Raw genomic sequence first — 22915 nt, forward strand, 5'->3', positions numbered from 1 at the left:
CGTGTCCGAGCTCCGTCTGGTCAAAGACGAGTTCGAGCTCGCCGAGATGGCCCTCGCGGTCGAGGTCACCGCTCGCGGCTTCGACGACATCGTCGCGGAGCTCCCGCGCATCATCGAGCATCCCCGCGGGGAGCGCGTCGTCGAGGGGGTCTTCCATCAGCGCGCCCGCGCCGACGGCAACGCGGTCGGGTACGACACGATCGCGGCATCCGGACCCCACGCGTGCTACCTGCACTGGACACGCAACGACGGCGCGGTGAAGCCGGGGGACCTCATCCTCGTGGACGCCGGCGTCGAGGTCGACAGCCTCTACACCGCCGACATCACCCGCACCCTCCCCGTCTCGGGGCGGTTCACCGAGGTGCAGCGCCGGGTGTATGAGGCGGTTCGCGAAGCGGCCGACGCGGCGTTCGAGGCAGCGCGACCCGGCGTGCCGTTCCGCCGCGTCCATGAAGCCGCGATGGAGGTCATCGCGGCTCGCGTGGCCGAGTGGGGCCTGCTCCCCGTCACGGCGCAAGAGGCCCTGGATGCCGACACCGGCGGCCAGCACCGCCGCTACATGGTCCACGGCACGAGCCATCACCTCGGCATCGACGTACACGACTGCGCTCAGGCTCGTCGCGAGATGTACTACGACGGTCTACTCGAGCCGGGGATGGTGTTCACCATCGAGCCCGGGCTCTACTTCCAGATCGACGACCTCACCGTCCCCGAGGAGTATCGCGGTATCGGCGTGCGCATCGAGGACGACATCGTCATGACCTCGGACGGGCCCGTCAACCTCTCGGCCGGTATCCCGCGGACCGCCGACGAGGTCGAGGACTGGATCGCTCGGCTGTCGCGGTGACGTTCACTCCCCCGGCGTCGTTCACCACGCGCCCGACCCTCCGGGGAACGTTCGGGATGTCGGCATCCACCCACTGGACCGCCACGGCGACCGCGCAGGCGGTCCTCGAGCGCGGGGGCACGGCGTTCGATGCCGCCGTCGCCGCCGCCTTCGTGCTTCACATCGTCGAGCCTCATCTCAACGGACCCGGCGGTGACCTGGTCGCGCTCGTTCGTCCCGCGGGGGCACCTGAGCCCGTCGTCCTGATGGGTCAGGGGCCGGCCCCCGCCGCCGCCACGATCGCCCACATGACCGGTCTCGGCCTCGACCTCGTCCCCGGCGCCGGCGGGCTCGCCGCGACGGTGCCCGGTGCCGTCGACGCATGGCTCCTGCTGCTCCGCGACCACGGAACGTGGGAGCTCGCCGATGTGCTCGCCTACGCCCTCGGCTACGCCCGCGACGGTCATCCTCTGGTCGCGGGCGCGGCCATGACGATCGGCCGCGTCGCCGCGCTGTTCCACGATCACTGGCCCTCTTCCCTCGCGCGATGGATGCCGAACGGCGAGGCTCCCGCGCCGGACACCGTCGTGCGGAACCCGGCGTACGCCGGCGTCCTGGAGGCACTCGTCCAGGCTGGTCGCTCGGGCGACTCCCGGGAAGAGCGCATCGACGCCGCTCGCGACCGATGGGCCGGCGACGTCCTGCCCGCGGCCGCGGCGTTCCTCTCCCGACCGCACGCGCACTCCGACGGTGGAGAGCACCGCGGTGTCCTGAGTGCCGACGACGTCCGTGACTGGCGCGCCGGTGTCGAAGCCGCCGTCTCCGCTCGCTTCCGCGGGTGGGACGTCTACAAGCCGGGGGTGTGGACGCAAGGTCCCGCGCTGCTGCAGACCCTCAAGCTCCTCGAGCCGTTCGACGACGACGCACTCGACATCGGCACGGGGCTCGGTGCGCACACCGTCCTCGAGGCGCAGAAGCTCGCCTACGCGGATCGCGATGCGTGGTTCGGCGACGGCGACGGAACGGTCTCCCCCGCTGCCCTGCTGGCGGACGACTACGTCACGCAGCGGCGGGGTCTGATCGACGACGAGGCGTCGCGCGAGTTCCGTCCCGGGGCGCCCGAGGGACGGCATCCGGTGATTCCTCCTCTGCGGACCGAAGCGGGTGTCGCCGCCGGAGCAACGGGTGAACCCACGGTTGATCGTTCAGGGCAGACGCGCGGGGATACCTGCCACATCGACGTCATCGACCGCTGGGGAAACGCGGTCTCGGCGACGCCGTCGGGAGGGTGGTTGCAGTCCTCGCCGACCGTCCCCGAGCTGGGGTTCTGCCTCGGTACCCGCCTGCAGATGACCTGGCTCGTTCCGGGTCACCCCGCCTCGCTCACCCCGCGGCGACGGCCCCGAACCACTCTGACGCCGACCCTTCTCACGCGGGGAGACGAGGTCACCGCGCTCGGGTCTCCGGGTGGCGACCAGCAGGACCAGTGGCAGTTGCCGGTTCTCCTGCGCATGCTCGTCGGCCGATACACGCCGCAGCAGGCGATCGACGCCCCCACCCTGCACACGACGGCGATCGCCGACTCGTTCTGGCCGCGCACGTGGACTCCGGCGGGGGCGATGGCCGAGAGGCGGATCGGTGACGGGGTGATCGAGGAACTCGAGCGCCGGGGCCACCGGGTGACCGTGGCCGGCGACTGGGCGTTGGGCCGGGTGAGTGCCGTCGGTCGGGACGCGAACGGACTGCTCTGGGCAGCCGCCAACCCTCGCGGGATGCAGGGCTACGCCGCCGGCCGATGACCGTCCGCCACGGCGGGTGAAACGTCGTCGAGCTGTCCACAGGGTGAAAATCGCGCGCCGCGAAAGTCCCTAACATCCCGGCATGTCCTATGCGCTGCAGCCCGACCAGGTCATCGGGATCGCCGACCGACTGCGACGTGCCCTCGACGAGACGCTCGCGTGTTCCGATGCGCTCCGAGACGCCGTCGACGCACTGAGCACCGCCCTGTCGGGAGCGACGTCGGCGCACGCGGCGTTCGGCGACGGCGCGGAGCCTCGCGTGCGGCTGTCGCGCGGGATCGTCTCGCACGGTCTCGCCGCCGTGGCGGCTCTTCGCCGGATCATCGCCGCCTACGTGACGGCCGACGACCAGATGGCGACGACCACCTCCGCGGCCGATGGAGGTACCGCAGCACCCCTGTTCGACCCCTCGCGATTCGGTGCGCACCCGTCATGACCATCGATACCGCAGCGATTCCGGTCGGCCCCGCGAGCCCCGGAGAGCTCCGCCGCTGCGCGGAGGCAGTGCGCCACGCGGTCGCGCCTCTGCGACTGACCACCGAGGACGTCCTGCTCGCCTGGGGGATGCTCCCCGCGGTGTACCGCGCGCCGGAGGCACAGGATCTGCAGGACGCGCTGATCACGATCGGCCCGGCGGCGGTCGAGATCGCGACGGGACTCGGCCTGGCTTGCACCGCGATCGAAACGCTGGCGGACGAGCTCGAGGCGATCGAACGCGAGCGCGATGCGCTGGTCGAGCGCATCGCGCGGCGCTCGGTCACCGGTCTGCACCAGGCACCCCTTCCCGATGATCGCTTCGGTCGGGCCGTGGCGGACGCCGTGCGCGCAGACGAGGAAGCCGCTTTCCGTCGCGACTGCGCGTCCCTCGTCGACAGATGGGACGCTGCGGTCGAGGCATGCACGGCGTCGCTGCGGGCGATCCCCGAGATTCCCTGGTCGCTGTCGAATGTTCTGAGTATCGATGAAGAACTCGTCGCCGAAGCGTCGACATCGATCACGGATGCCGCGGCCCTACCGCTTCTCGCCCGGTTGGCGGAGCACGGGGGCTCGGGCGCAGCCGCTCTCCTCACCGCGCACCCCGAGTGGATCGGCATCCTTCATCGCACCCGCCCGGCGGCCGTGGCCGCCTGGTGGAATGCCCTGCCCGTCGCCACGGCCGCACAGCTGACCGCAGCGATCCCCGCGGTGATCGGGAACCTCGACGGCGTGGCGATCGCGGCCCGCGTCGCCGCCAATCGCGCGCGGGCCGCGTCGCGGGTAGAAGAACTCCGCCGCCAGCGGCTGGACGCCGTCGGCGTCGTCGATGACCTCGGACACTCCCTTCGGATCCCGCTTGCGGAGGCGAACCGCCGGGTGAGCGACCTCGATCGGGAGATCGCCTACTTCCAGGCCGTCCAGGACGGACGGAAGCAGCTCTACGCGTGGAACCCCGACCATGGCTCGCTCATCGAGATGTCGGGCGATCCGGCGACAGCGACCTCGGCGCTGTTCGTCGTACCGGGGACGAACACGCGGGCGGAGTCGTTCTTCGGCGATGAGCCGGTGACGCGGTTCGCGAACTGGCAGACGAGAGCCGGGCAGGGATCCGTCATGAGCTTCACCGTCATGACGGGACCAATGCCGCAACTGAGCGAGATCCCCCTCGGGGGTGGGCCCCAGCTCAGCACATACGCTTCGCAGCGGGCGCCGGAGTACGCGAACTTCGTCCAAGGGGTCGAGGCCACGGCACCCGGTGTGTGGACCATGAGCTATGAGCACTCGTACGCCGGTGCCATCGGCAGTGCAGCAGAGGCATACGGCGGAACCGTCGATGCGCGCTTCATGGCCGCGACAGTCGGCGCCATCGGACCGTACACGCCCGATCCGCAAACGCGTTACTTCGCCGCGCAGGCACCGGACGATATCAACCGCTACTACGCGGGTTTGAGCCTCGCAGATCTCGGGTTCAGCGTGCCCCCGGAGTCCTTTTCGGGCGTACAGATCGTCGACACGGAACTCCCGGGGTTCAATCCACGGAACGTCATTATCGGCGGCCCAGTGGGCATCCTTTCGGACAGCGTGGAACATCACAACGCACTGATGAGCGACGACGAGTCGATAAACGGCCCTGTGCTTCGTAGCGTCAAGTCACTCCTCGGCGAAGGACCACACGAATGAAAAAGATCCTCGCACCGCTCACCCTCGGGACGGCAATACTCATGATCAGCGGCTGCGCTCCCACACCCCCCACATATGACCAAGTTCGTGCTGAAACGCATGACGTGCTCCGACAAGTTGCGGACCTCGTTCCTGACCCCAAAACTGTCGAACCCAACGAAGAGTTTGAGCCCTACCCATGCGACGACCAGCTCACGCTGGGCGGGGGAAAGGGAAGCTTCTACACCGGCCAATGGTTGGTGTTCGTAGAGGACACCTTCGACGTTCCAGCACTGATCGATAGGGTTCCCGAGGAGCTGGGCGAGGGCTGGCGTATCGATAAACTAGGAGTGCCGGTGAACCACCCCCTGGTGTACCTCGTCAGGGACTCACCGAGGATGTCGCTCACCGTCGAAGAATCGACGTTGGACGGCCGCAAGGCGGTGGAGCTCCTCGCCATCTCCCGCTGCGGCACCCTGTCCGAAGACCAGCGCCCATAACCTTCACAGCGACCGGACGAACTCCGCCACCACCGGCGCCAATCCCGCACCGATCGCGTCCGCCGGGCGCCGCGCGCCCTTCACCTCGAACGAGTGGTTCGCGCCGGCGATCCAATGCACGCGGGCATCCGAGCACGAGGCCACCGCCTCCATGAGTTGCTCGTGAGGGTCGACGAAGGGGTCGTTCTCTCCCTCGACGAACAGCTGCGGCGGTTTCACCCGAGGCAGGTGTTCGACCCGCGGCTTGTCCGGTCGACCGGGAGGGTGCAGGGGATAGCCCAGGTAGACGAGTCCGGCGGGGCTCAGCAGTCCTTCACTCGCGGCGACGGAGGCCATGCGCCCGCCGTACGACTTCCCTGCCGCGACGAAGATCCCCGGTGTCGAGGCCTCGGCGCACCATGACTGCACACCCACCCAGGTGCTCGTGGCCGCGGCGACGGGTCCCGGCATCCGTCGTCCCGCCTCGACGTACGGGAAAACGAACCGCAGCACGGCGAATCCGTCTTCGACGAGGGCCGCGGCAAGGCCCTCGAGGAATGGGTGCGTCATTCCCGCGCCTGCCCCGTGGGCGACCGCGATCGTGGCGGACGCGCCGTCGGGCGCTTCCCAGAGCCCCGACACGCTCGACGCGCCGCCCGGCAACTCGACCGGGATCCGGACGTGCTCGGCGGTCACCGCTCGTCGCGCGGAGCCTCGGGGGCGTCGCCTCGCGGCTCCCCGGCGGCAGCATCCGCATCCGCGGACCCTGTGCCTGCCGACTCGTCCTGGAGGGCCTGCGGCGTGGGCGGAACGATGCGTTCCCCGTAGCGCGGCGGTTCGTCCGACGCGGGCGCAGAACTCGGAGCGGCGGGACGCGGGGTCGACGGCGAGGCGGTACCCGGGGCCACCCGCTCGCCGTACTGCGGCGGGGCGTCGTCCACCGAGACGGGCGGACGCGCGACAACGGTGCGCGAGGTGCCGGTGGGTCCGAGCACTCCGCGGGCCTTGTGGAGGCTGGGGGCCGCCACGCAGACGTCGTAGTGGTCAGCGGTGACCTGCATGACCGAGGCGAAGTCCCGTCGACGGCGGATGATCGAGTAGGTGCCGAGGCTCAACAGCATCCCGAGCGCCATACCCACGAGCAGCACGCCGAGGAAGGTCGCGACCTGCGCCGTGGGCTGACCGAGCACGAAGATGAAGGCGAAGAGCAGACCGATCATCAGACCGTTCAGCGCCCCGGATCGCGCGGCCGTGGCGTATCCGAGACGGCCCGTGATGCGTTCGACGGACCGGAGCCCGGTCCCCACGATCGCGATGTCGCGCGCGGGTACCTCGCCGGCGATGAGGGAGGACACGGCCTTCTGGGCCTGCTCGTACGTCGGGAACGACGCGACCTTCTCGCCGACCTCGTCGCGCCCGGCTCCCGGCCGCCCCGTCAACATACTCATTTCACCATCTTGTCACGCGCTCCTGAGGCGTCACCGAGGTGTTCGCGATGAGCTGCGGACTACGCTGTACCGGTGAGCACGCAAAGGGTTTTCGTCGCCCGCTTGGCGGGCTGCACGGTGTTCGATCCGGCGGGCGACCGCCTGGGGAAGGTGCGAGACGTCGTGGTGATCTACCGCGCGTCAGCCGCGCCGCGCGTCGTGGGGCTCGTCGTCGAGATTCCCGGGCGCCGACATGTGTTCGTGTCCATCGGGCGCGTCACCTCCATCCAGGCCGGTCAGGTCATCACGACCGGCCTCATCAATGTGCGCCGATTCCAGCAGCGCGGCGGCGAGGTCCGCGTCATGGCCGAGATGCTCGGCCGCCGCGTGAGCCTGGTCGACGGCTCCGGCACAGCCGTCATCGAGGACGTCGCGATCGAGCGCAACCGCCTCGGCGAATGGGACGTGGGCCAGCTGTTCCTTCGTCGCCCGCGAACGAGCGCCTCCCCGTTCGCGAAAGGGGCCACGACGTTCGCGGCGTGGACCGAGGTGCGCGAGAACCAGACGCCGGGCGAAGCGCAGTCGGCCGAGCAGCTCGTCGCGACGTACTCCGAGCTCAAGCCGGCCGATCTCGCCAACACCCTGCTCGACCTGCCCGAGGAGCGCCTCATCGAGGTCGCTGAAGAGCTCAGCGACGACCGTCTCGCCGATGCCCTCGAAGAAATGCCCGAAGACGAGCAGGTGCACATCCTCGAGCAGCTCGGCGACGAGCGCGCCGCCGACATCCTGGATGCCATGGAGCCCGACGATGCGGCCGACCTCCTCGGCCAGTTGCCCGAGTCCCGTTCGGAGCAGCTGCTCGAGCTCATGGAGCCCGAAGAGGCCGACGACGTGCGCGCCCTTCTTCAGTACGGCCCCGACACCGCCGGCGGTCTCATGACCCCGGAGCCCATCGTGCTGTCGGCGGATGCCACCGTGGCCGAGGCCCTGGCCCTCATCCGCCGCCACGAGTTGCACCCCGCTCTCGCGGCATCCGTCTTCATCACCCTGCCGCCCTACGAGACGCCGACGGGGCGGCTCCTCGGCACCGTGCACTTCCAGCGGATGCTCCGCTACCCGCCGCACGAGCGCCTCGGCGCCATCATCGACGACACGCTCGAGCCGGTGCCCGCAGACGCGACGGCGGCCGAAGTGGCTCGGCTCCTGGCGAGCTACAACCTCGTCTCGCTGCCCGTCATCGACCAGGCGCACCGGCTCGTCGGCTGCGTCAGCGTCGACGATGTCCTCGACTACCTCCTGCCCGACGACTGGCGCACCCACGACAGCGATGATCCGACGCCCAAGGTCACACTCAGACCGACCGCGACGCAGAGCATCCCCGTCCAGACCCCACCGACCCCGAGGAGGCGCTGATGGCTCGGAACAACCGCCAGCCCGCTCTCGACGCGCCCCGCGGTCGCGGCCGCGTTCTCGCCCCGCGTACGCCGCAGCCGTCTCGCGATCGCTTCGGCCGATTCACCGAATGGGTGGCGCGCGCGATGGGCACGCCGACCTTCCTCCTGTCGCTGACGCTGTTCTGCGTGCTGTGGATGGGATGGAACTCGATCGCCCCCGACGACTGGCGCTTCGACTCCGCCGCGATCGGCTTCACCGCGCTGACCCTCGTGCTCTCTCTGCAGGCGTCGTACGCGGCCCCCCTGATCCTGCTCGCGCAGAACCGCCAGGACGATCGCGACCGCGTGCAGATCGAACAGGATCGTCAGCGCGCCGAGCGCAATCTCGCCGATACCGAGTACCTCGCACGCGAGATCGTCGCCCTGCGCATGGCCGTCCGCGACCTGACGGACGAGGTCATCACGAAGGACACGCTGCGTGCCGAGCTGCGCGCCGCACTCCAACGACTCGACGACCACGACGAGCAGTCACGGCCCGCGCCGTGACGGTCGAACTCGCCGAACGTGTCCGCGCGGCTGTCGCCGCGGTGACCGATCCCGAGCTCCGGCGACCCCTCGGCGAGCTCGACATGGTGCGCGAGATCGACGTCCACGGCTCCACGGCCGACGTCGAGATCGCGCTGACGATCGTCGGATGTCCCGCCGCGGACCGCATCGAGCGGGATGTCCGGGATGCCGCGGCCTCGGTCGCCGGGATCGATGCGGTCGACGTGCGCGTCGGAGTGATGTCGCCCGACGAGCGCAGAGCCCTCACCGAGAAGCTCCGTGGCGGTCGGGCGAAGCGGGAGATGCCCTTCGGCCCGGACTCGCTCACGCGCGTCATCGCCGTCACCAGCGGCAAAGGCGGTGTGGGGAAGTCGACGTTGACGGCCAATCTCGCGGTCGCTCTCGCGGCCCGAGGCCTCCGCGTCGGCTTGATCGACGCCGATGTGCACGGCTTCTCGATCCCCGGGCTGCTCGGCCTGATCGATGCCGACGGCCTTCCGCCCGCCCCGACGCGGATCGACGAGCTCATCCTGCCGCCTGTGGCCTACGGGGTGAAGGTGATCTCGATCGGTATGTTCCTCCGTCGTCCGGGAGAGGATGCCGCGGGCGCCGTCGCCTGGCGGGGTCCGATGCTGCACCGCACCGTGCAGCAGTTCCTCACCGACGTGTTCTTCGGGGACCTCGATGTGCTGCTGCTCGACATGCCGCCCGGAACGGGCGACGTGGCGATCTCCGTGGGCCAGCTGCTCCCCCACGCCGACGTCCTCGTCGTGACCACTCCGCAGGCGGCGGCGGCTGATGTCGCGGTCCGTTCCGGAACGGTTGCCCGTCAGACGGGGCAGCGCGTGATCGGGGTCATCGAGAACATGGCCGCGATGACGCTCCCGGACGGCAGCTCGCTCGACCTGTTCGGCTCCGGCGGCGGCGAGGCCGTGGCTCGCGCCCTGTCGACCGCCGACTCCGACGTGCCCCTCCTGGCATCCGTGCCGTTGAGCCCGGCACTGCGCGGAGGCGGAGACGACGGCCACCCCGTGGTGCTCGGCGCACCCGACGATCCCGCGTCGCGTGCCATCGACGCGGCGGCGGCGGCTCTCGCGGTCAACCCGCGCGGGCTCGCGGGACGAGCGCTCCGCGTCACCCCGTCGGCGTGACCACTGCCCGCTGACGGGCGGCGCGTCTCAGGTGGACTCGTCGTCGAACGGGGGAACCGACCCGGGAACGAAGGGCGGCTTCTCGGGTGTGACACGCGCGGCGACGGCGGCGGCACCGGCGGCGCGCATCGTCGCCGTCGGGGTGTCGTCGAGGAGAGCTTCGCGGACGATGCGACGCGGGTCGTACTGACGCGGGTCGAGCTTGCGCCAGTCGACCTCGTCGAACTCCGGCCCCATCTCTTCGCGCATGCGCGATTTCGCTCCCTGCAGCGTCTCTTTCGCGCGACGGGTGAGCTTCGCGAGGGCTTCGGCGTACTTGGGGAGGCGCTCGGGGCCGATGACGAGTGCGGCGACCACACCGATCAGCATGAGCTTCTCGATGGTGAGCCCGAAGAACATGAGTTCAGATTACCCGCCGCGCCTCGGCCTCCGGCACGACCCCGCCCTCTAGCCTGGGCACGGAGGTCCAGGTGAGTGGTTACGAGGCGAACGAACGGTTCGTGCAGGAATCGACGGTGGAGCCGGAGCACATCGCCCGGGCTCGCGCGCACGCGCTCGAGCTGGGCGCCGCCCCGATCAGCCCCGCGGTCGGCGCGCAGACGGCGCTTCTCGCGGCCGCGACGCGCGCGCTGAACGTCGTCGAGGTCGGCACGGGCGGCGGCGTCTCGGGACTCTGGCTCTTGCACGGTTCTCCGCGCGCCACGCTGACCACCATCGACAGCGAACCGGAGCATCTCGGAGCCGCGCGTGCCGCGTTCGCCGATGCGCGGATTCCTGCGGCTCGAGCACGCTTCATCACCGGTCGTGCGGCCGAGGTCCTCCCCCGCATGAACGAGGCGTCGTACGACATCGTCTTCATCGACGCCGACCCCGACGGCGTCATCGAATACGTCGAGCACGGCCTGCGCCTCGTGCGCGCGGGCGGCACGGTGCTCATTCCGCGCGTCCTCGCGGGCGGCGCCGTCGCCGATCCGGTTCGCCGCGACGCGGTGACGACGGCGTACCGTTCCCTCATCCAGGAGGTGCAGGCCTCACCCGCCGTCTTCGGAGCCCTGTCCACCACGGGCGAAGGGCTCCTTCAGCTGACGACCGTCTCGCCGACGTCCTGAGCGGGCATAACCCCGCAATTCATCCGCTGCACCGCGATACTCACCAACGAGAGAAGGCCGGCCCCGTCAGGGACCGGCCTTCTCTCGTGAAGTTCCGTCAGGATGCGTTGACGACACCACCGAGCACGTCGTGCAGTTCCTTCGCCTCGGCATCGTTCACCGAGACGACGAGTCGCCCGCCACCCTCGAGCGGCACGCGCACGATGATCAGCCGGCCCTCCTTCACGGCCTCCATCGGTCCGTCACCGGTTCGCGGCTTCATGGCTGCCATCGCGGCCCCCTTTTCGTCGTTGGTCTCCTGACAGTTTACCGGTAGCGCGCGTCGCGCGTCGTCCGGCGCGGCGAGCGGCGGCACGGCATCCGTTCAGGGGATCTGCCAGTAGGTGTTGGCCAGTGCGTACATGTTGTAGATCCACCACCACTGCCCGAGCAAAGCCAGGGCGAGGACCCCGATACGCCAGGCGGTGGACCGAGGCACCGCGAGAGCTCCCCACAGGGGCGACACGGGAAGAAGCAACCGGAAGATGCTCGACTGCGGGAAGAACACGAGGAGCAGGTAGATCAGATAGCTGGCCGACCAGAGACGCACCTCGACACCGAGCCGTCGAACCGGACCGAGGAACCACAGCGCGAGAGAGACCCCCACGACGAGGACCACCAGCGCGACGTAGCCGAGCCAGGCCCCGAGTCCCCACTGGGTGAACCAGAACGCGGCAGCCTGCACCCAACCCTCGATCGGGATGAAATGGCCGCTCGCATCGGCGATCCAGTTGCGGCGCCACGCGAGCTCCGTCGCGAGGTACGCGCCCGCGTCGCCCGTGACCATCGCCGCGATGGTCTGCCACGCGAAGCCGACGACCACGCTGACGAGCCCGAGGGCGACGATGTGCACGACCTCGCGTCGCGGGAGCGGATCGCTGCGACGCCGGACGAAACGGTGGATGCCGTACAGGGCGAGGAACAGCGCGAAAGCGAGGATTCCCGGCCGGGTGAACCCCATGACGGGGACGAGGAGGTACAGCCACCCCCATCGCCGTCGCTGTACGCAGCGCAGCGCCATGAAGAGGAGGAACAGGAACAGCGATTCGGCGTATCCGACCTGGAAAAGCGCGGCCAAGGGACCGGCGGCGAAGAAGACCACCGCCCAGGTGGCCGCCGCATCGCCCACGCGATCACGCAAGAGCGTGTGCAGCGTCAGGCTCGCGCCGTAACCGGCGAGGAGCGAGATCGTGACCGCCCCGGCACCCCAGGACCCCAGAAGAGCCCCCAGCCCCGCCGAGAGGTACGGGTACAGCGGAAGGAACGCCCACGCGTTCTCCGACACCGCCCCCTCGGCGTTGACGGGCAGCACGGACGGATACCCCGACACGGCCGCAAGCCAGTACCACTGCGCGTCCCACCCGAGGGCGAGCTCTCCCAGCGACGGGTCGACGCCGTAACGCGATGCCGGTCCCGACATCCCCGCCGCGAGCAGGAAGAAGACCGTCGTGACCACGCGGGCCGCGACGTAGATCAGGGCGATACGCCACGGCACGGGCAGACGAGCCCATCCCCGGACGGTTCCGGATGCCGCGACCTCGGTGGTCACGACCCGCTCAGCCACGCTCGCAGGCCGTGTTCCACGGCGTCGATCTGCGCCACGGGAACGCGCTCCTCGTCGTGGTGCGCGAGGTGCGGATCGCCCGGGCCGTAGTTGACGGCCGGGATGCCGAGCGCCGAGAACCGGGCGACGTCGGTCCATCCGTACTTCGGACGGGGTGTGGCGCCGACCGCCGCCACGAACTCCTGCGCCAGCGGCGCATCGAGACCCGGACGCGCGCCCTCGGCGACGTCGACGATCTCGACGTCGAAACCGGTGAACACATCGCGGACCACTCGTTCGGCACCCGCGGCGTCGCGGCTCGGGGCGAAGCGGTAGTTCACCTCGACCTCGCACGCGTCGGGGATCACGTTGCCCGCGACTCCACCGGAGATCTTCACGGCGTTGAGACCTTCGCGATAGAGCAGCCCCTCGACCTCGATCTCACGAGCGCGGTACTCGGCGAGGCGCGCGAGAATCGGCGCCGCCTTGTGGATCGCGTTCTCACCGATCCACGACCGAGCGCTGTGCGCGCGGACGCCGTCGGTTCGGATGACGGCGCGAAGCGTGCCGTTGCATCCCCCCTCGACCTCGCCGTTACTGGGTTCCCCCAGGATCGCGAAGTCTCCGACGAAGAGATCGGGCCGGTTGCGCGAGAGTCGTCCCAGACCGTTCAGCGACGAGTCGACCTCCTCGTGGTCGTACCACATCCACGTGATGTCGACCGGGGGCGCGACGAGCTCTGCGGCCAACTTGAGCTGCACGGCGACCCCCGCCTTCATATCGACGGTCCCGCGGCCCCAGAGCACGGCTTCGCCGTCGACGTCGCGGTCCTCGACGGGGAGGTTGCGGTTGATGGGCACGGTGTCGATGTGCCCGGCGATCACCACCCGACGTGCGCGGCCGAGGTCGGTGCGCGCGACGATCGTGTCCTCGTCCCGGATGACCTCGAGGTGGTCGTAGTCGGCCAGGGCGGCGGCGATGGCATCCGCGAGAGTGGTCTCGTCGCCGGACACGCTCGGGATGTCGCAGATGGCGCGCGTGAGATCGAGCGAGGACGACGTGAGATCGAGCGACGGCATGCCCCCGATCCTATCCAGCGCGGTGCCGCCGGTAGCCTGGAGCCGTGAGCAACGAACGACGTATCAGCGCTGCCGGACTCTCGACCATCGCCGAGGGAGGGACCGTGCTCGACGCGTGGTTCCCGAAGCCGTCCCTGGGCGGCGAGCCCGAGGTCTCCACCGATCTCGAGGCCCAGGCCGGGGCCGATGAGCGCCGCAATGTCCGTATCGAGACGGTGTCACTGACCATCGATGCCGACGCGGCCCCGACGTCCACGGTCGACGCCTATCTGCGCCTCCACGCGCTGTCGCACCTGCTCGTGCGCCCGAACGAGATCAACCTCGACGGCATCTTCGGGCACCTCCCCAACGTCGCGTGGACCAACGCCGGCCCGATCCACCCCGATGACGCGGCGCGCCTGCGTCCCGCGCTCCAGAGGCACGGCATCCAGATCCAGGGGCTCGACAAGTTCCCGCGCCTCACGGACTACGTGTCGCCCGCCGGCGTCCGGATCGCCGACGCCTCGCGTGTTCGCCTCGGCGCGCACCTCTCCCCCGGCACGACCGTGATGCACGAGGGCTTCGTGAACTTCAATGCCGGCACGCTCGGCTCCTCGATGATCGAGGGGCGCGTGTCGCAGGGCGTCGTCATCGGCGACGGCACCGACATCGGCGGCGGCGCCTCGATCATGGGAACCCTCTCCGGCGGCGGGACCCACCGCGTCTCGATCGGTGCGCGCACGCTGCTGGGTGCCAACGCGGGCATCGGCATCTCGCTCGGCGACGACTGCGTCGTCGAGGCCGGCCTCTACGTCACGGCGGGCACGAAGGTGAAGGTCGGCGACGAGGTCGTCAAGGCGGGCGAGCTGTCGGGGCGCAACGGCATCCTGTTCCGGCGCAATTCGCTGACGGGCGCCGTCGAAGCCTCGGCGCGAGCGGGTGTCGGCGTGACGCTGAACGAAGCGCTGCACGCCTGAGCCGCCGCACTCCCCTCTCATAAACGCGATCCACGCACAGAAACGCGCTCTCCCCGTGTTTCTGCGCGTGGATCGCGTTTATGCGCGCGCTACCCGCGCTGGCCCTACCCGCGCTGGCCCGCAAAGCGGAACGCCCCGCCCCTCGCGAGAGGGACGGGGCGTGTCAGCGCCGGGGTCAGATGCCGGGGTAGTTGCGCTCGGCAGCCCCGGTGTACAGCTGCTGCGGGCGGCCGATCTTGGTCTGCGGGTCGGTGATGGCCTCGCGCCACTGGGCGAGCCAGCCGGGCAGGCGCCCGATCGCGAACAGCACGGTGAACATGCGCGTGGGGAAGCCCATCGCCTTGTAGATCACGCCGGTGTAGAAGTCGACGTTCGGGTACAGACGACGTTCCTTGAAGTAGTCGTCCTGCAGGGCGATCTGCTCGAGCTCTTTCGCGAGGTCGAGCAGTGGGTCGCTGACGCCGAGGGCCTCGAGGACCTCGTCCGCCGCTTCTTTCACGAGCTTGGCGCGCGGGTCGTAGTTCTTGTAGACCCGGTGGCCGAAGCCCATGAGCTTGACGCCCTCTTCTTTGTTCTTCACCCGCTCGACGAAGCGCTCGACGCTCTCGCCGGAGTCGCGGATGCGGCCGAGCATCTGCAGCACGGCCTCGTTGGCGCCGCCGTGAAGGGGGCCGGACAGAGCCTGGATGCCGGCGGAGATCGACGCGAACTGGTTGGCGCCGGTCGAGCCCACCAGACGCACCGTCGAGGTCGAGGCGTTCTGCTCGTGGTCGGCGTGCAGCATGAGCAGAAGGTCGAGCGCCTTCGTCATCACCGGGTTGACCTCGTAGATCTCGCTCAGCACACCGAAGTTGAGCTTGAGGAAGTTGTCGACGAAGCCGAGCGAGTTGTCGGGGTACAGGAAAGCCTGCCCGATGCTCTTCTTGTGGGCGTAGGCCGCGATCACCGGGAGCTTCGCGAGCATGCGAACCGTGTTCAACTCGACGTGCTCGGGGTTGTGCGGGTCCGATTCGGACTCGTAGTAGGTCGAGAGCGCCGCGGTGGCCGCCGACAGCACCGACATCGGGTGCGCGGTCGGGGGCAGCGACGAGAAGAACCGCTTGAGGTCCTCGTGCAGAAGCGTGTGACGACGGATGCGCTCGTCGAACGAGGCGAGTTCGGATGCCGACGGCAGTTCGCCGTAGATCAGCAGCCAGGCCACCTCGAGATAGGTGCTGTTCTTCGCGAGCTGCTCGATCGGGTACCCGCGGTAGCGCAGGATGCCCTGGTCGCCATCGATGTACGTGATGTCGGACTTCGTCGACGCGGTGTTCACGAAGCCGTAGTCGAGCGTCGTGTGGCCGGTCTGCTTCGTCAGCGACGCGATGTCGATGCTCGGGATGCCGTCGGTTCCCCGGAGCACCGGGAATTCGGCGGTGGTGCCCCCCACCGTGAGGGTGGCCTTGTCGTTCTGCGTTCCCGCGTCGCTCACCGCGCCTCCTTGCGATTTCTGGTCGCCCATTTGTTCGGCCACGGGGGCGGAGGCACCCGCGGTCTTCTCGACCGGTGGATGCCACGAGTGCGGCCTCACGGTCGACACGCGCTCGGAGGGATGCCCGAGCACAGTGCTTTTACAGCCTAGTAGCCCGGGGCACGTACAGATGACAACGCCAAAGGATGCCCCCATCGAATGGAGGGATCCTCCTCATCGCTCCCGTGATGCGCCGCGACGCCGTCCGCACCGGCATCCGGCGTCACAACAGACCCTTCGACGACAGCAGCTCCTCGAGGAGGTCGGCCTGCGTCTCCTCGTCGACCGGTGCCGCGAGCACCTCGTCGATCGCGGCCTTGAACGCGGGCCCTGCCGCGTCGAGACGGGCAGACCAGCGCTCGCTGTCACGACGCCAGTAGCCCATCGTCGTCCACCGCTGGGCAGGGATGCCGAGCTCTCGGCGCAGCCGCGCGCGAACAGCCCTCATGTCGGCGGCCTCTCCCGAGAACCAGACGTACGCGGTCGGATCGAATCCGCACCGGCGTCGCGTCTCGTCGACGAGGTCCTCCGACGAGCACCACAGAACGTCGTCGCCCGGGCGTACGGCCAGGTCGGAGCGGTCGGCGGGATCATCGACGCCGATGACGAGCGTCGCCGGGGGCGCCTCCCGATGCGGCAGCCGTTCCTCGAGAATGCGCCCGAGAGCAGGGAGCGCCGTCGCGTCGCCGCAGAGGAGCAGGCTCGACGTATCGGGCGGCGGGGCATAATGCCCGCGCGGGGCGTCGAAAGCGACGGTGTCTCCGACAGCGGCGCGGGCGGCCCACTCTGTCGCGGGGCCCGCGCCGTGCAGGAGCAGGTCGACGTCGATCTCACCACGGTCTGCGCGGTGATGCCGCACCGTGTAGTACCTCTTGACGGGTTGCGCGCCGGGCACCGGCACCCACAGACCGAAGAACTCGTCCGCCGGCCCGGCATCCGGCAGCCGGGATCCGTCGAGACCGCCGATCGCTCCGAGGGTCACGCGCACCATGTGCGGCGTGACCCGGGACACGGCGACCACACGCGCCTCGTATCCTGGGCGATCGTCTCGAACAGTCATCGACGGGTCCTTTCTCGCGAGGTGAGCAGCCAGGCCAAATAGACGCCTCCGAGGCAGACCGTCACGAGGCCCGTCGGCAGCATGACGGGGGCAAGCGCGCGGGAGGCGATCAGATCGCTCGCGCCGAGAAGCGCGGCCCCCACGAACGCCGAGGCGGCGAACGGAATCGTGCCGGTCCGCCAGACGCGGCGCGCGATCTGGGGTGCGGCCAGGGCGATGAATCCGATGGGGCCGGCGACGGCGGTGGCCACGGAGATCAGCGCGACCCCGATCACCATCGCTCCCCACCGCAGAACGGGCGGACGGACGCCGAGACTCGTGGCCCGCTCGTCACCGAATTCGAGCAGATGCAGGGAACGTGCCAGGGCCGCGATGACGAGGGCCCCGGACGCGAGGCTCAGAACCGCGGGGAGGATGCCGTCGGCGCCGACCCCGTTGAGCGAGCCCGTCGCCCAGACAGCTGCAGCACGGGCGCGCACGTCGTCGAGACGCACCACGAGGACCACGTTGACCGCGGCGAGCATCGCGCTGACGCCGATGCCGGTGAGCACGACCGCGACACCCCCGAAGCCCGTGCGCGCGCAGAGGACGAAGACGAGGACGGCGGCCACCAAGCCGCCGCCGATAGCACCGCCCGTCAACGCGAGGACCGAGGTCGCGCCCGCGAGGGTGACCGCGAGAACCCCGGTGAACGCGCCGACGGAGAAGCCGAGGATGTCCGGGCTTCCCAAGGGATTGCGCGTCACGGTTTGGAACAGCGCCCCCGAGAGCGCGAGGAGGGCGCCGACCACGATGCCGAGCACCGCCCGGGGCAGACGCCACTGTTGCACGACGAGCACCGTGCCCGCATCGCCCGCGCCGACGAGTGCTGCCAGCGCTCCCGTGGGGGTGACGCCGAGGTCACCGAGGGTCAACGTGCCCGTCACCGACACGACGAGGACTCCCCCGACGACGAGCGCGGCGAGCAGTCGCCGTCGACGCAGACGCGGGGGCACGCGCACGATGGCCGTCACACCGGTCTCCGATATCTGTGCACCAGAGCGATGAGGACGGGAGCCCCGAGAAACGCCGTGACAACCCCGAGGGGTACTTCCGCTGGCGCCGCGACCGTCCGGGCGAGGAGATCGGCGACCAACAGCAGCACGGGCCCGGCGGCGAGACTCGCCCAGAGAGCGCGCACCTGATCGGCACCGGTGAACGCCCGGACGGCGTGCGGGACGAGGAGCCCGACGAAGGCGACGGGCCCGATCGCCGCGGTGGCCGTTCCGCACAGCACCACGACGGCGACGAGACCCGCCACGCGCACGCGCGTCACTCGTCCGCCCAGGGCCTGAGCGGTGTCGTCGCCCAGCATCAGCAGGTTCAGCCCGGGCCCGATCGACAGAGCGAGGATCACCCCCGCAGCGATCACGCCCGTCACCAGCAGGGCCGTCGGTGTGTCGCGAGCCGCGAGCGATCCGGCCTCCCAGACGCGGATGCGAGCGTACTGCCCGGGGTCGACGAGGCTCACGGCCTGGGTGAGACCCGAGACGACGGCGGTGAAGGCGACGCCGGCCAGCACGAGCCGTGCCGCGGATGCCGAGCGCCCGACGCCGCCGAGCAGAGCGACGAGCAGGCCGGCCACCGCCGCCCCCACCGCGGCGACCGCCAATGTCACACCGAATCCGCGCAGGCCCAGGACGACGAAGGCGAAGGTCACCGCCAGCGACGCTCCCGCGTTGACCCCGAGGATGCCCGGCTCGGCGAGGGGGTTCCGCGTGAGCGCCTGCATCACCACGCCGGAGATCGCGAGAGCCGCGCCGACGGCGACCGCCAGCACGAGCCGCGGGAGCCGCAGCGTGTGCACGATGAGCGCGGTCTGCGATCCGTCGGGATGCACGAGAAGACCGAGCGCACGAGCCGGCGTCAGCATCGGCTCACCGACGCACAGCTCGGCCACCGCGAGCGCGAGACCGACCAGGACGATCGCGGTGCCGACGGCGACGCGCGCTGCCCGAGGGCGCCGAACGCCCGGGCGTTCCCGGACGGCCGCACCGGTCACTTCTGCAACGGCTCGAGCACCGTGTCGACGAGCTCGTGCACCCAATCCTGCGCGGTGACGTAGTCGGTCACGGTCGAGCGCATCCCGTACACGTGACCGCTCTGCGCGACGGGCAGTGTCTGGAAGAGCGGCGAATTCACGATCTCGCTGACGGTGGGATCGGGGGTGCCGTCCGCGGAGGAGAAGGTGAGTGCGACGGTCACGCCGTCGAACACCGTCGGCAGTTGCTCGAGCGGCAGAGCCGTGTATCCGCGGCCGTCGGTGTCGGGCAGCGAAGCCGCACCGGGGCCATACGCGAGTCCCATCTCGTTCACCACGAGATCGCCGGTCGAGCCGGTGGGCAGTTGGACCGAGAACTGCCCGGGCTCGTCGCCGAACGAGAAGTTGATCCAGCGGTTCCCCTCGATCACGTCGCGGTAGGTCTGCCTGGTGTCGTCGCGGAGCTTCTCGAACGCGGCCTTCTCGGCCTCCCAGGTCGCGGTCGTCCCGGTGGCGGCGGCGGTCTGCCGAGTGATGCTCTGCCAGTCGCCGCGATCGACGCCGCCGGTCACGACGGTCGGGGCGATGGCGCTGAGCCTCTCGTACGTCGCCTGATCGATCTCATCCGCCGTGCCGATGATGACGTCGGGGCGGGCGGCGGTGAGGGCCTCGAAGTTGATCTCGCCGAAAGTTCCCACGGTCGCGGCATCCGAGATCCATTCCATCTGCGCGGTCGTGAAGCTGTCGGCCCACCGCGAGTAGTCGATCGTGGCGACGGGCTTCACGTCGAGCGACATCAGCTGCCACGGGGTGTCGTACGACACCGCGGCGATCCTCTCGGGCTGCTGGGGCACGGTGACCTCACCGTACGCCGACTCGACGGTGGTGGAGGCGATGGATGCCGAAGACGGAGCTGTCGCGGCGCACCCCGAGAGCAGGGCGAGGGTGAGCGCGGCGGCGGAGACCGACAGGGCGGCGCGGCGGCGTGTGAGCACGGGAAAGCTCCTCTTTCTTAGGTAAGGGATACCTAATTATCGCGAGGGGTCAACGGCGCTCGAGAGCACAAACCTCCGCAAATCAGTCGAGTTCTTTCGCAGATCGGTCAACGCGCGGCGAACTCGCGCGGACTCACCCCCGCCGCTTCCCGAAAAGCCGTCGAGAACGCCGCCGCCGAGTCGTACCCGACGCGATGCGCGACCACGCCCACCGCCTGCCCCGCCGCGAGAGCCGCCATCGCCGCCTGCATACGGAGCCGCGAACGCCAGCGAGAGAAGGGTTCGCCCGTCTCGTCACGGAAGCGCCGCGTGAAAGTCCGCGTGCTCACCGCACAATGCCGCGCCCACTCCTCCACCGTGCGGGGGTCGCCGGGGTCCGCGGCGAGCGCGTGAGTGACCCGCCGCAGCCAGGGCGTGCGAGGGTGCGCGAACCCCGCATCGGGCCGCGCGCCGACGGAGAGCAAGTCGAGCGCGAAGGACTCCGCCCGCGCGCGGCGTTCGCCGGCGCGCTCCGTCGTGCCGGCGGGGCCGGAATGCTCGACGTCGAGGTGCGTGAGGACATCGTCGAGCAACGTCGACGTGGTCAGCAGCGTCGGACGCACCAGGGCGTCGGGGACGGCACCGCGCGCGAACCACGTGCAGCGCATGGTGTTGCCCGCACTCGCATGCACCTCGTGGGACGCACGGGCGGGGATCCAGATCGCCGCGCCCCGAGGGACGACGAAGACGGCGCGCTCGGTCGACACCGTCACGACCCCGGTGATGGAGGACAAGAGCTCATGGTCCGGGTGATCGTGCGTCGGCCACCGCTCCCCGGCGTCGGCAGGGGTCACGATCTCGATCGACTCCAAGCGCGGCGACTCAGACATCGATCTCCCGCGTGCGTCCGGCGTAGGCAGCCGGCGTCATGCCGAACCTCGAGCGGAACGCCGAGATGAAGCTGCTCACCGAGTCGTAACCGACCGCGAGCGCGACCTCGTGCACGGGCGCACCCTGGACGAGCAGCCCGACGGCGACGTGCAGGCGCGCCCGCACTCTCCACTCGCGGAACGTGCGCCCGGTGTCGGAGACGAAGGCACGGGCGATGGTCTTCGCACTGACCCCCTCCTGGGCCGCCCACGCGTCGAGGTCCCGATCGTCGTCGGGCGCGGCGAGGAGTGCGACGGCGATAGCGCGGGCGCGCGGATCCTGCGGAAGGGCGACGACCTCGCGCGAAACGGGCGCTTCGGCGATCAGATCGCTAAGGAGGCCGAAACACTCCTGCCGTCGCGTCTCGCGCCGCCCTTCGGCGGCGAGGTACCGCAGGAGCGCCCCGGCGAGCGGATCAAGCGTGAGCACGCGCGCCCGATTCCACCCCTCCGGACTCGGTCGGTGCCGTTGATCCACGTAGGCGCTGACGAGCTCCCCCGGCTCGGTGAAGCGCATCTCGTGCAGCACCCCGGTGGGGATCCACGCCGCGTGGTCGCGCCGAAGGTGCCAGCGGTCGGACCCGACCGAGACTTCCATGGATCCGGATGCCATCCACGCGAGCTGGTCCTCCTCGTGGCGATGCAACGCGAATCCGCTGCCGCCGTCGACGAATGTCGACGTGACCGCGAACTCGGCGAATGTCCACTGGCGAACATGCGACGGGGAGACAGCCGCACCCACGCGGTCAACGTGTTCACCAGGCGACATGATCGTGTCCTCGATCAGCACGAAGTGTCTCCTCACGACGATGGCGAGCAAAGTAAGGCAAGGCTAACCTAGCGGCGCCCTTACCCGTCTACCCGAGAGCCTCCATGTCCGTCACTCTGCACCGCTCCCGTCCCGCGCGCCTCGCCGCGCTCGGCACCGTCCTCGCCGTCACCGCCGCCCTCCTCGCCGGCTGCGGCGGCACCGCCACGGCGGTCGCCGAGAACACGACCTATTCGACCGAACCGAGCGACACGTTCCCCGTCACCGTGACCCACCAGTTCGGCGAGACCACGGTCGAGGCGGAACCCCAGCGCGTCGTCGTCGTGGGCCTCACCGAGCAGGACATCCTCCTCGAACTCGGCACACCCCCCATCGCCACGACCGAGTGGTACGGGGAACAGCCGTACGCCGTCTGGCCATGGGCGACCGATCTGCTCAACGGCGCCGAGCCGACCGTGCTGTCGGCCACCGACGGCTTCGAGTTCGAGAAGATCGCCTCGCTCGAGCCCGACCTCATCGTCGGCACGAACGCGAACATGACGGCCGACGACTACACCAAGCTCAGCGCGATCGCTCCCACGATCGCGAGCGTCCCCGGCAGCGAGCGCTACTTCTCCGACTGGAAGGGTCAGACCCGGCAGATCGCGCAGGCGATGGGACGCAGCACCGAGGGCGAGAAGCTCATCACCGGCATCGAAGAGCAGTACGCGGCGGCCGCGGCCGCCCACCCCGAGTTCGCCGGCAAGACGGCGTCGTTCTCGCAGGGCGGCCCCTGGGAGGGCAGCATCTACGTGTATCCCGACGGCCTGAACACCGACTTCCTCACCGACCTCGGCTTCGTGATCACCCCGGGGCTCGAGAAGTACGTTCAGCAGAAGGGCGCGCAGGCGCTCATCTCGGGCGAGAACATGTCGCTCATCGACGCCGACGTCATCGTCTTCGCCACCGAGAGCGCCGACTCGCTGCCTGCGCTGCTCGACTTCGGAACGACGCGGTCGCTGTCGGCGGTCACCGGAGGACGCGCCGTCTACACTGACGCCGAGCTCGCGGGCGCCATCTACTTCCTCACGCCGCTGAGCCAGAAGTACGTCATCGACAAGCTCGTCCCCCGCCTCGAGAAGGCCGTCGCCGGCACCTCCCCGCAGAGTGTCGAGGGCTGACCCGCGGTG

General features: G+C 69.8%; 24 protein-coding genes. 11 read left to right on the plus strand and 13 right to left on the minus strand.

From position 1 onward, the window contains the following. The 5 genes from P2P98_RS08790 to P2P98_RS08810 all read left to right on the plus strand — a co-directional run. Positions 1–847: M24B family metallopeptidase (locus P2P98_RS08790; RefSeq protein WP_275799229.1), on the plus strand; the 847-nt coding region annotated here is incomplete at its 5' end. Continuing rightward, entirely contained in the window at positions 844–2625 is a 1782-nt protein-coding gene (locus tag P2P98_RS08795) for a gamma-glutamyltransferase (protein ID WP_275799231.1), read from the plus strand. The genes P2P98_RS08790 and P2P98_RS08795, both read left to right, overlap by 4 nt. A gap of 82 nt (positions 2626–2707) precedes the next feature. Beyond that, entirely contained in the window at positions 2708–3061 is a 354-nt protein-coding gene (locus P2P98_RS08800) for a hypothetical protein (protein WP_275799234.1), read from the plus strand. Next, positions 3058–4782: a hypothetical protein gene (locus P2P98_RS08805; protein WP_275799237.1), complete on the plus strand. Its 1725-nt coding sequence runs from the start codon at positions 3058–3060 to the stop codon at positions 4780–4782. Before P2P98_RS08800 ends, P2P98_RS08805 begins: the two co-directional genes overlap by 4 nt. Then, positions 4779–5261, plus strand: a complete 483-nt coding sequence (locus P2P98_RS08810; protein ID WP_275799240.1) for a hypothetical protein — start codon at positions 4779–4781, stop codon at positions 5259–5261. The genes P2P98_RS08805 and P2P98_RS08810 overlap by 4 nt, the downstream gene beginning before the upstream one ends. Positions 5262–5264: 3 nt before the next feature. On the opposite strand, the gene P2P98_RS08815 is transcribed toward P2P98_RS08810, so the two are convergent. Then, complete coding sequence (locus P2P98_RS08815) at positions 5265–5936, minus strand: alpha/beta family hydrolase (protein ID WP_275799243.1); 672 nt, start codon at positions 5934–5936, stop codon at positions 5265–5267. Beyond that, positions 5933–6688, minus strand: a complete 756-nt coding sequence (locus P2P98_RS08820; RefSeq protein WP_275799245.1) for a general stress protein — start codon at positions 6686–6688, stop codon at positions 5933–5935. The genes P2P98_RS08815 and P2P98_RS08820 overlap by 4 nt, the downstream gene beginning before the upstream one ends. Positions 6689–6760: 72 nt before the next feature. On the opposite strand from P2P98_RS08820, the gene P2P98_RS08825 reads away from it, so the two are divergent. Genes P2P98_RS08825 through P2P98_RS08835 form a run of 3 tightly spaced genes read left to right on the plus strand, consistent with a single transcriptional unit; the run spans position 6761 to position 9758 of the window. After that, positions 6761–8080, plus strand: coding sequence for a CBS domain-containing protein (locus tag P2P98_RS08825; protein WP_058613506.1), 1320 nt, complete (start codon positions 6761–6763; stop codon positions 8078–8080). Further along, entirely contained in the window at positions 8080–8607 is a 528-nt protein-coding gene (locus P2P98_RS08830; protein ID WP_058613505.1) for a DUF1003 domain-containing protein, read from the plus strand. The genes P2P98_RS08825 and P2P98_RS08830 overlap by 1 nt, the downstream gene beginning before the upstream one ends. Next, positions 8604–9758: an Mrp/NBP35 family ATP-binding protein gene (locus P2P98_RS08835; protein ID WP_275799249.1), complete on the plus strand. Its 1155-nt coding sequence runs from the start codon at positions 8604–8606 to the stop codon at positions 9756–9758. Before P2P98_RS08830 ends, P2P98_RS08835 begins: the two co-directional genes overlap by 4 nt. Positions 9759–9785: 27 nt before the next feature. On the opposite strand, the gene P2P98_RS08840 is transcribed toward P2P98_RS08835, so the two are convergent. Next, positions 9786–10157, minus strand: a complete 372-nt coding sequence (locus tag P2P98_RS08840; protein WP_058613503.1) for a twin-arginine translocase TatA/TatE family subunit — start codon at positions 10155–10157, stop codon at positions 9786–9788. A gap of 71 nt (positions 10158–10228) precedes the next feature. Here P2P98_RS08840 and P2P98_RS08845 point away from each other — a divergent pair, with 71 nt between their 5' ends. Continuing rightward, entirely contained in the window at positions 10229–10867 is a 639-nt protein-coding gene (locus P2P98_RS08845; protein ID WP_058598008.1) for a class I SAM-dependent methyltransferase, read from the plus strand. Between the two features lie 97 nt (positions 10868–10964). On the opposite strand, the gene P2P98_RS08850 is transcribed toward P2P98_RS08845, so the two are convergent. The 3 genes from P2P98_RS08850 to dapE all read right to left on the minus strand — a co-directional run bounded on the left by P2P98_RS08850 (position 10965) and on the right by dapE (position 13528). Further along, positions 10965–11138 (minus strand): DUF3117 domain-containing protein, encoded by a 174-nt coding sequence (locus P2P98_RS08850; protein ID WP_013586186.1) that lies wholly within the window; start codon positions 11136–11138, stop codon positions 10965–10967. Positions 11139–11231: 93 nt separating this feature from the next. Further along, positions 11232–12470: a hypothetical protein gene (locus P2P98_RS08855; protein ID WP_275799255.1), complete on the minus strand. Its 1239-nt coding sequence runs from the start codon at positions 12468–12470 to the stop codon at positions 11232–11234. Then, a complete protein-coding gene (gene dapE / locus P2P98_RS08860; protein ID WP_275799258.1) occupies positions 12452–13528 on the minus strand; it encodes a succinyl-diaminopimelate desuccinylase in 1077 nt (358 codons plus the stop codon). Before dapE ends, P2P98_RS08855 begins: the two co-directional genes overlap by 19 nt. 44 nt (positions 13529–13572) lie before the next feature. Between dapE and dapD the strand changes: the two genes are divergently transcribed. Then, on the plus strand, positions 13573–14484 hold the full coding sequence (dapD, locus tag P2P98_RS08865; protein ID WP_275799261.1) for a 2,3,4,5-tetrahydropyridine-2,6-dicarboxylate N-succinyltransferase: 912 nt from the start codon (positions 13573–13575) through the stop codon (positions 14482–14484). 175 nt (positions 14485–14659) lie between these two features. On the opposite strand, the gene P2P98_RS08870 is transcribed toward dapD, so the two are convergent. The 7 genes from P2P98_RS08870 to P2P98_RS08900 all read right to left on the minus strand — a co-directional run bounded on the left by P2P98_RS08870 (position 14660) and on the right by P2P98_RS08900 (position 21767). Then, entirely contained in the window at positions 14660–15955 is a 1296-nt protein-coding gene (locus tag P2P98_RS08870; protein WP_275799263.1) for a citrate synthase, read from the minus strand. A 262-nt stretch (positions 15956–16217) separates the two neighbouring features. Further along, positions 16218–17054, minus strand: a complete 837-nt coding sequence (locus tag P2P98_RS08875) for a siderophore-interacting protein (RefSeq protein WP_275799266.1) — start codon at positions 17052–17054, stop codon at positions 16218–16220. After that, entirely contained in the window at positions 17051–18067 is a 1017-nt protein-coding gene (locus P2P98_RS08880; RefSeq protein WP_275799268.1) for an iron chelate uptake ABC transporter family permease subunit, read from the minus strand. Before P2P98_RS08880 ends, P2P98_RS08875 begins: the two co-directional genes overlap by 4 nt. Then, positions 18064–19095, minus strand: coding sequence for an iron ABC transporter permease (locus P2P98_RS08885; RefSeq protein WP_275799271.1), 1032 nt, complete (start codon positions 19093–19095; stop codon positions 18064–18066). The genes P2P98_RS08880 and P2P98_RS08885 overlap by 4 nt, the downstream gene beginning before the upstream one ends. Next, complete coding sequence (locus P2P98_RS08890) at positions 19092–20069, minus strand: ABC transporter substrate-binding protein (protein ID WP_275799274.1); 978 nt, start codon at positions 20067–20069, stop codon at positions 19092–19094. The genes P2P98_RS08885 and P2P98_RS08890 overlap by 4 nt, the downstream gene beginning before the upstream one ends. Before the next feature lie 107 nt (positions 20070–20176). Further along, the gene (locus P2P98_RS08895; protein WP_275799276.1) at positions 20177–20938 is read right to left on the minus strand and encodes an AraC family transcriptional regulator; all 762 of its coding nucleotides are present in this window, start codon (positions 20936–20938) and stop codon (positions 20177–20179) included. After that, the gene (locus P2P98_RS08900) at positions 20931–21767 is read right to left on the minus strand and encodes an AraC family transcriptional regulator (RefSeq protein ID WP_275799279.1); all 837 of its coding nucleotides are present in this window, start codon (positions 21765–21767) and stop codon (positions 20931–20933) included. Before P2P98_RS08900 ends, P2P98_RS08895 begins: the two co-directional genes overlap by 8 nt. An 83-nt stretch (positions 21768–21850) precedes the next feature. On the opposite strand from P2P98_RS08900, the gene P2P98_RS08905 reads away from it, so the two are divergent. Further along, positions 21851–22906: an ABC transporter substrate-binding protein gene (locus P2P98_RS08905; protein WP_275799283.1), complete on the plus strand. Its 1056-nt coding sequence runs from the start codon at positions 21851–21853 to the stop codon at positions 22904–22906. Positions 22907–22915 lie beyond the last annotated feature (9 nt).

The organism is Microbacterium sp. Kw_RZR3, from assembly GCF_029222405.1.
Lineage (GTDB): Bacteria > Actinomycetota > Actinomycetes > Actinomycetales > Microbacteriaceae > Microbacterium.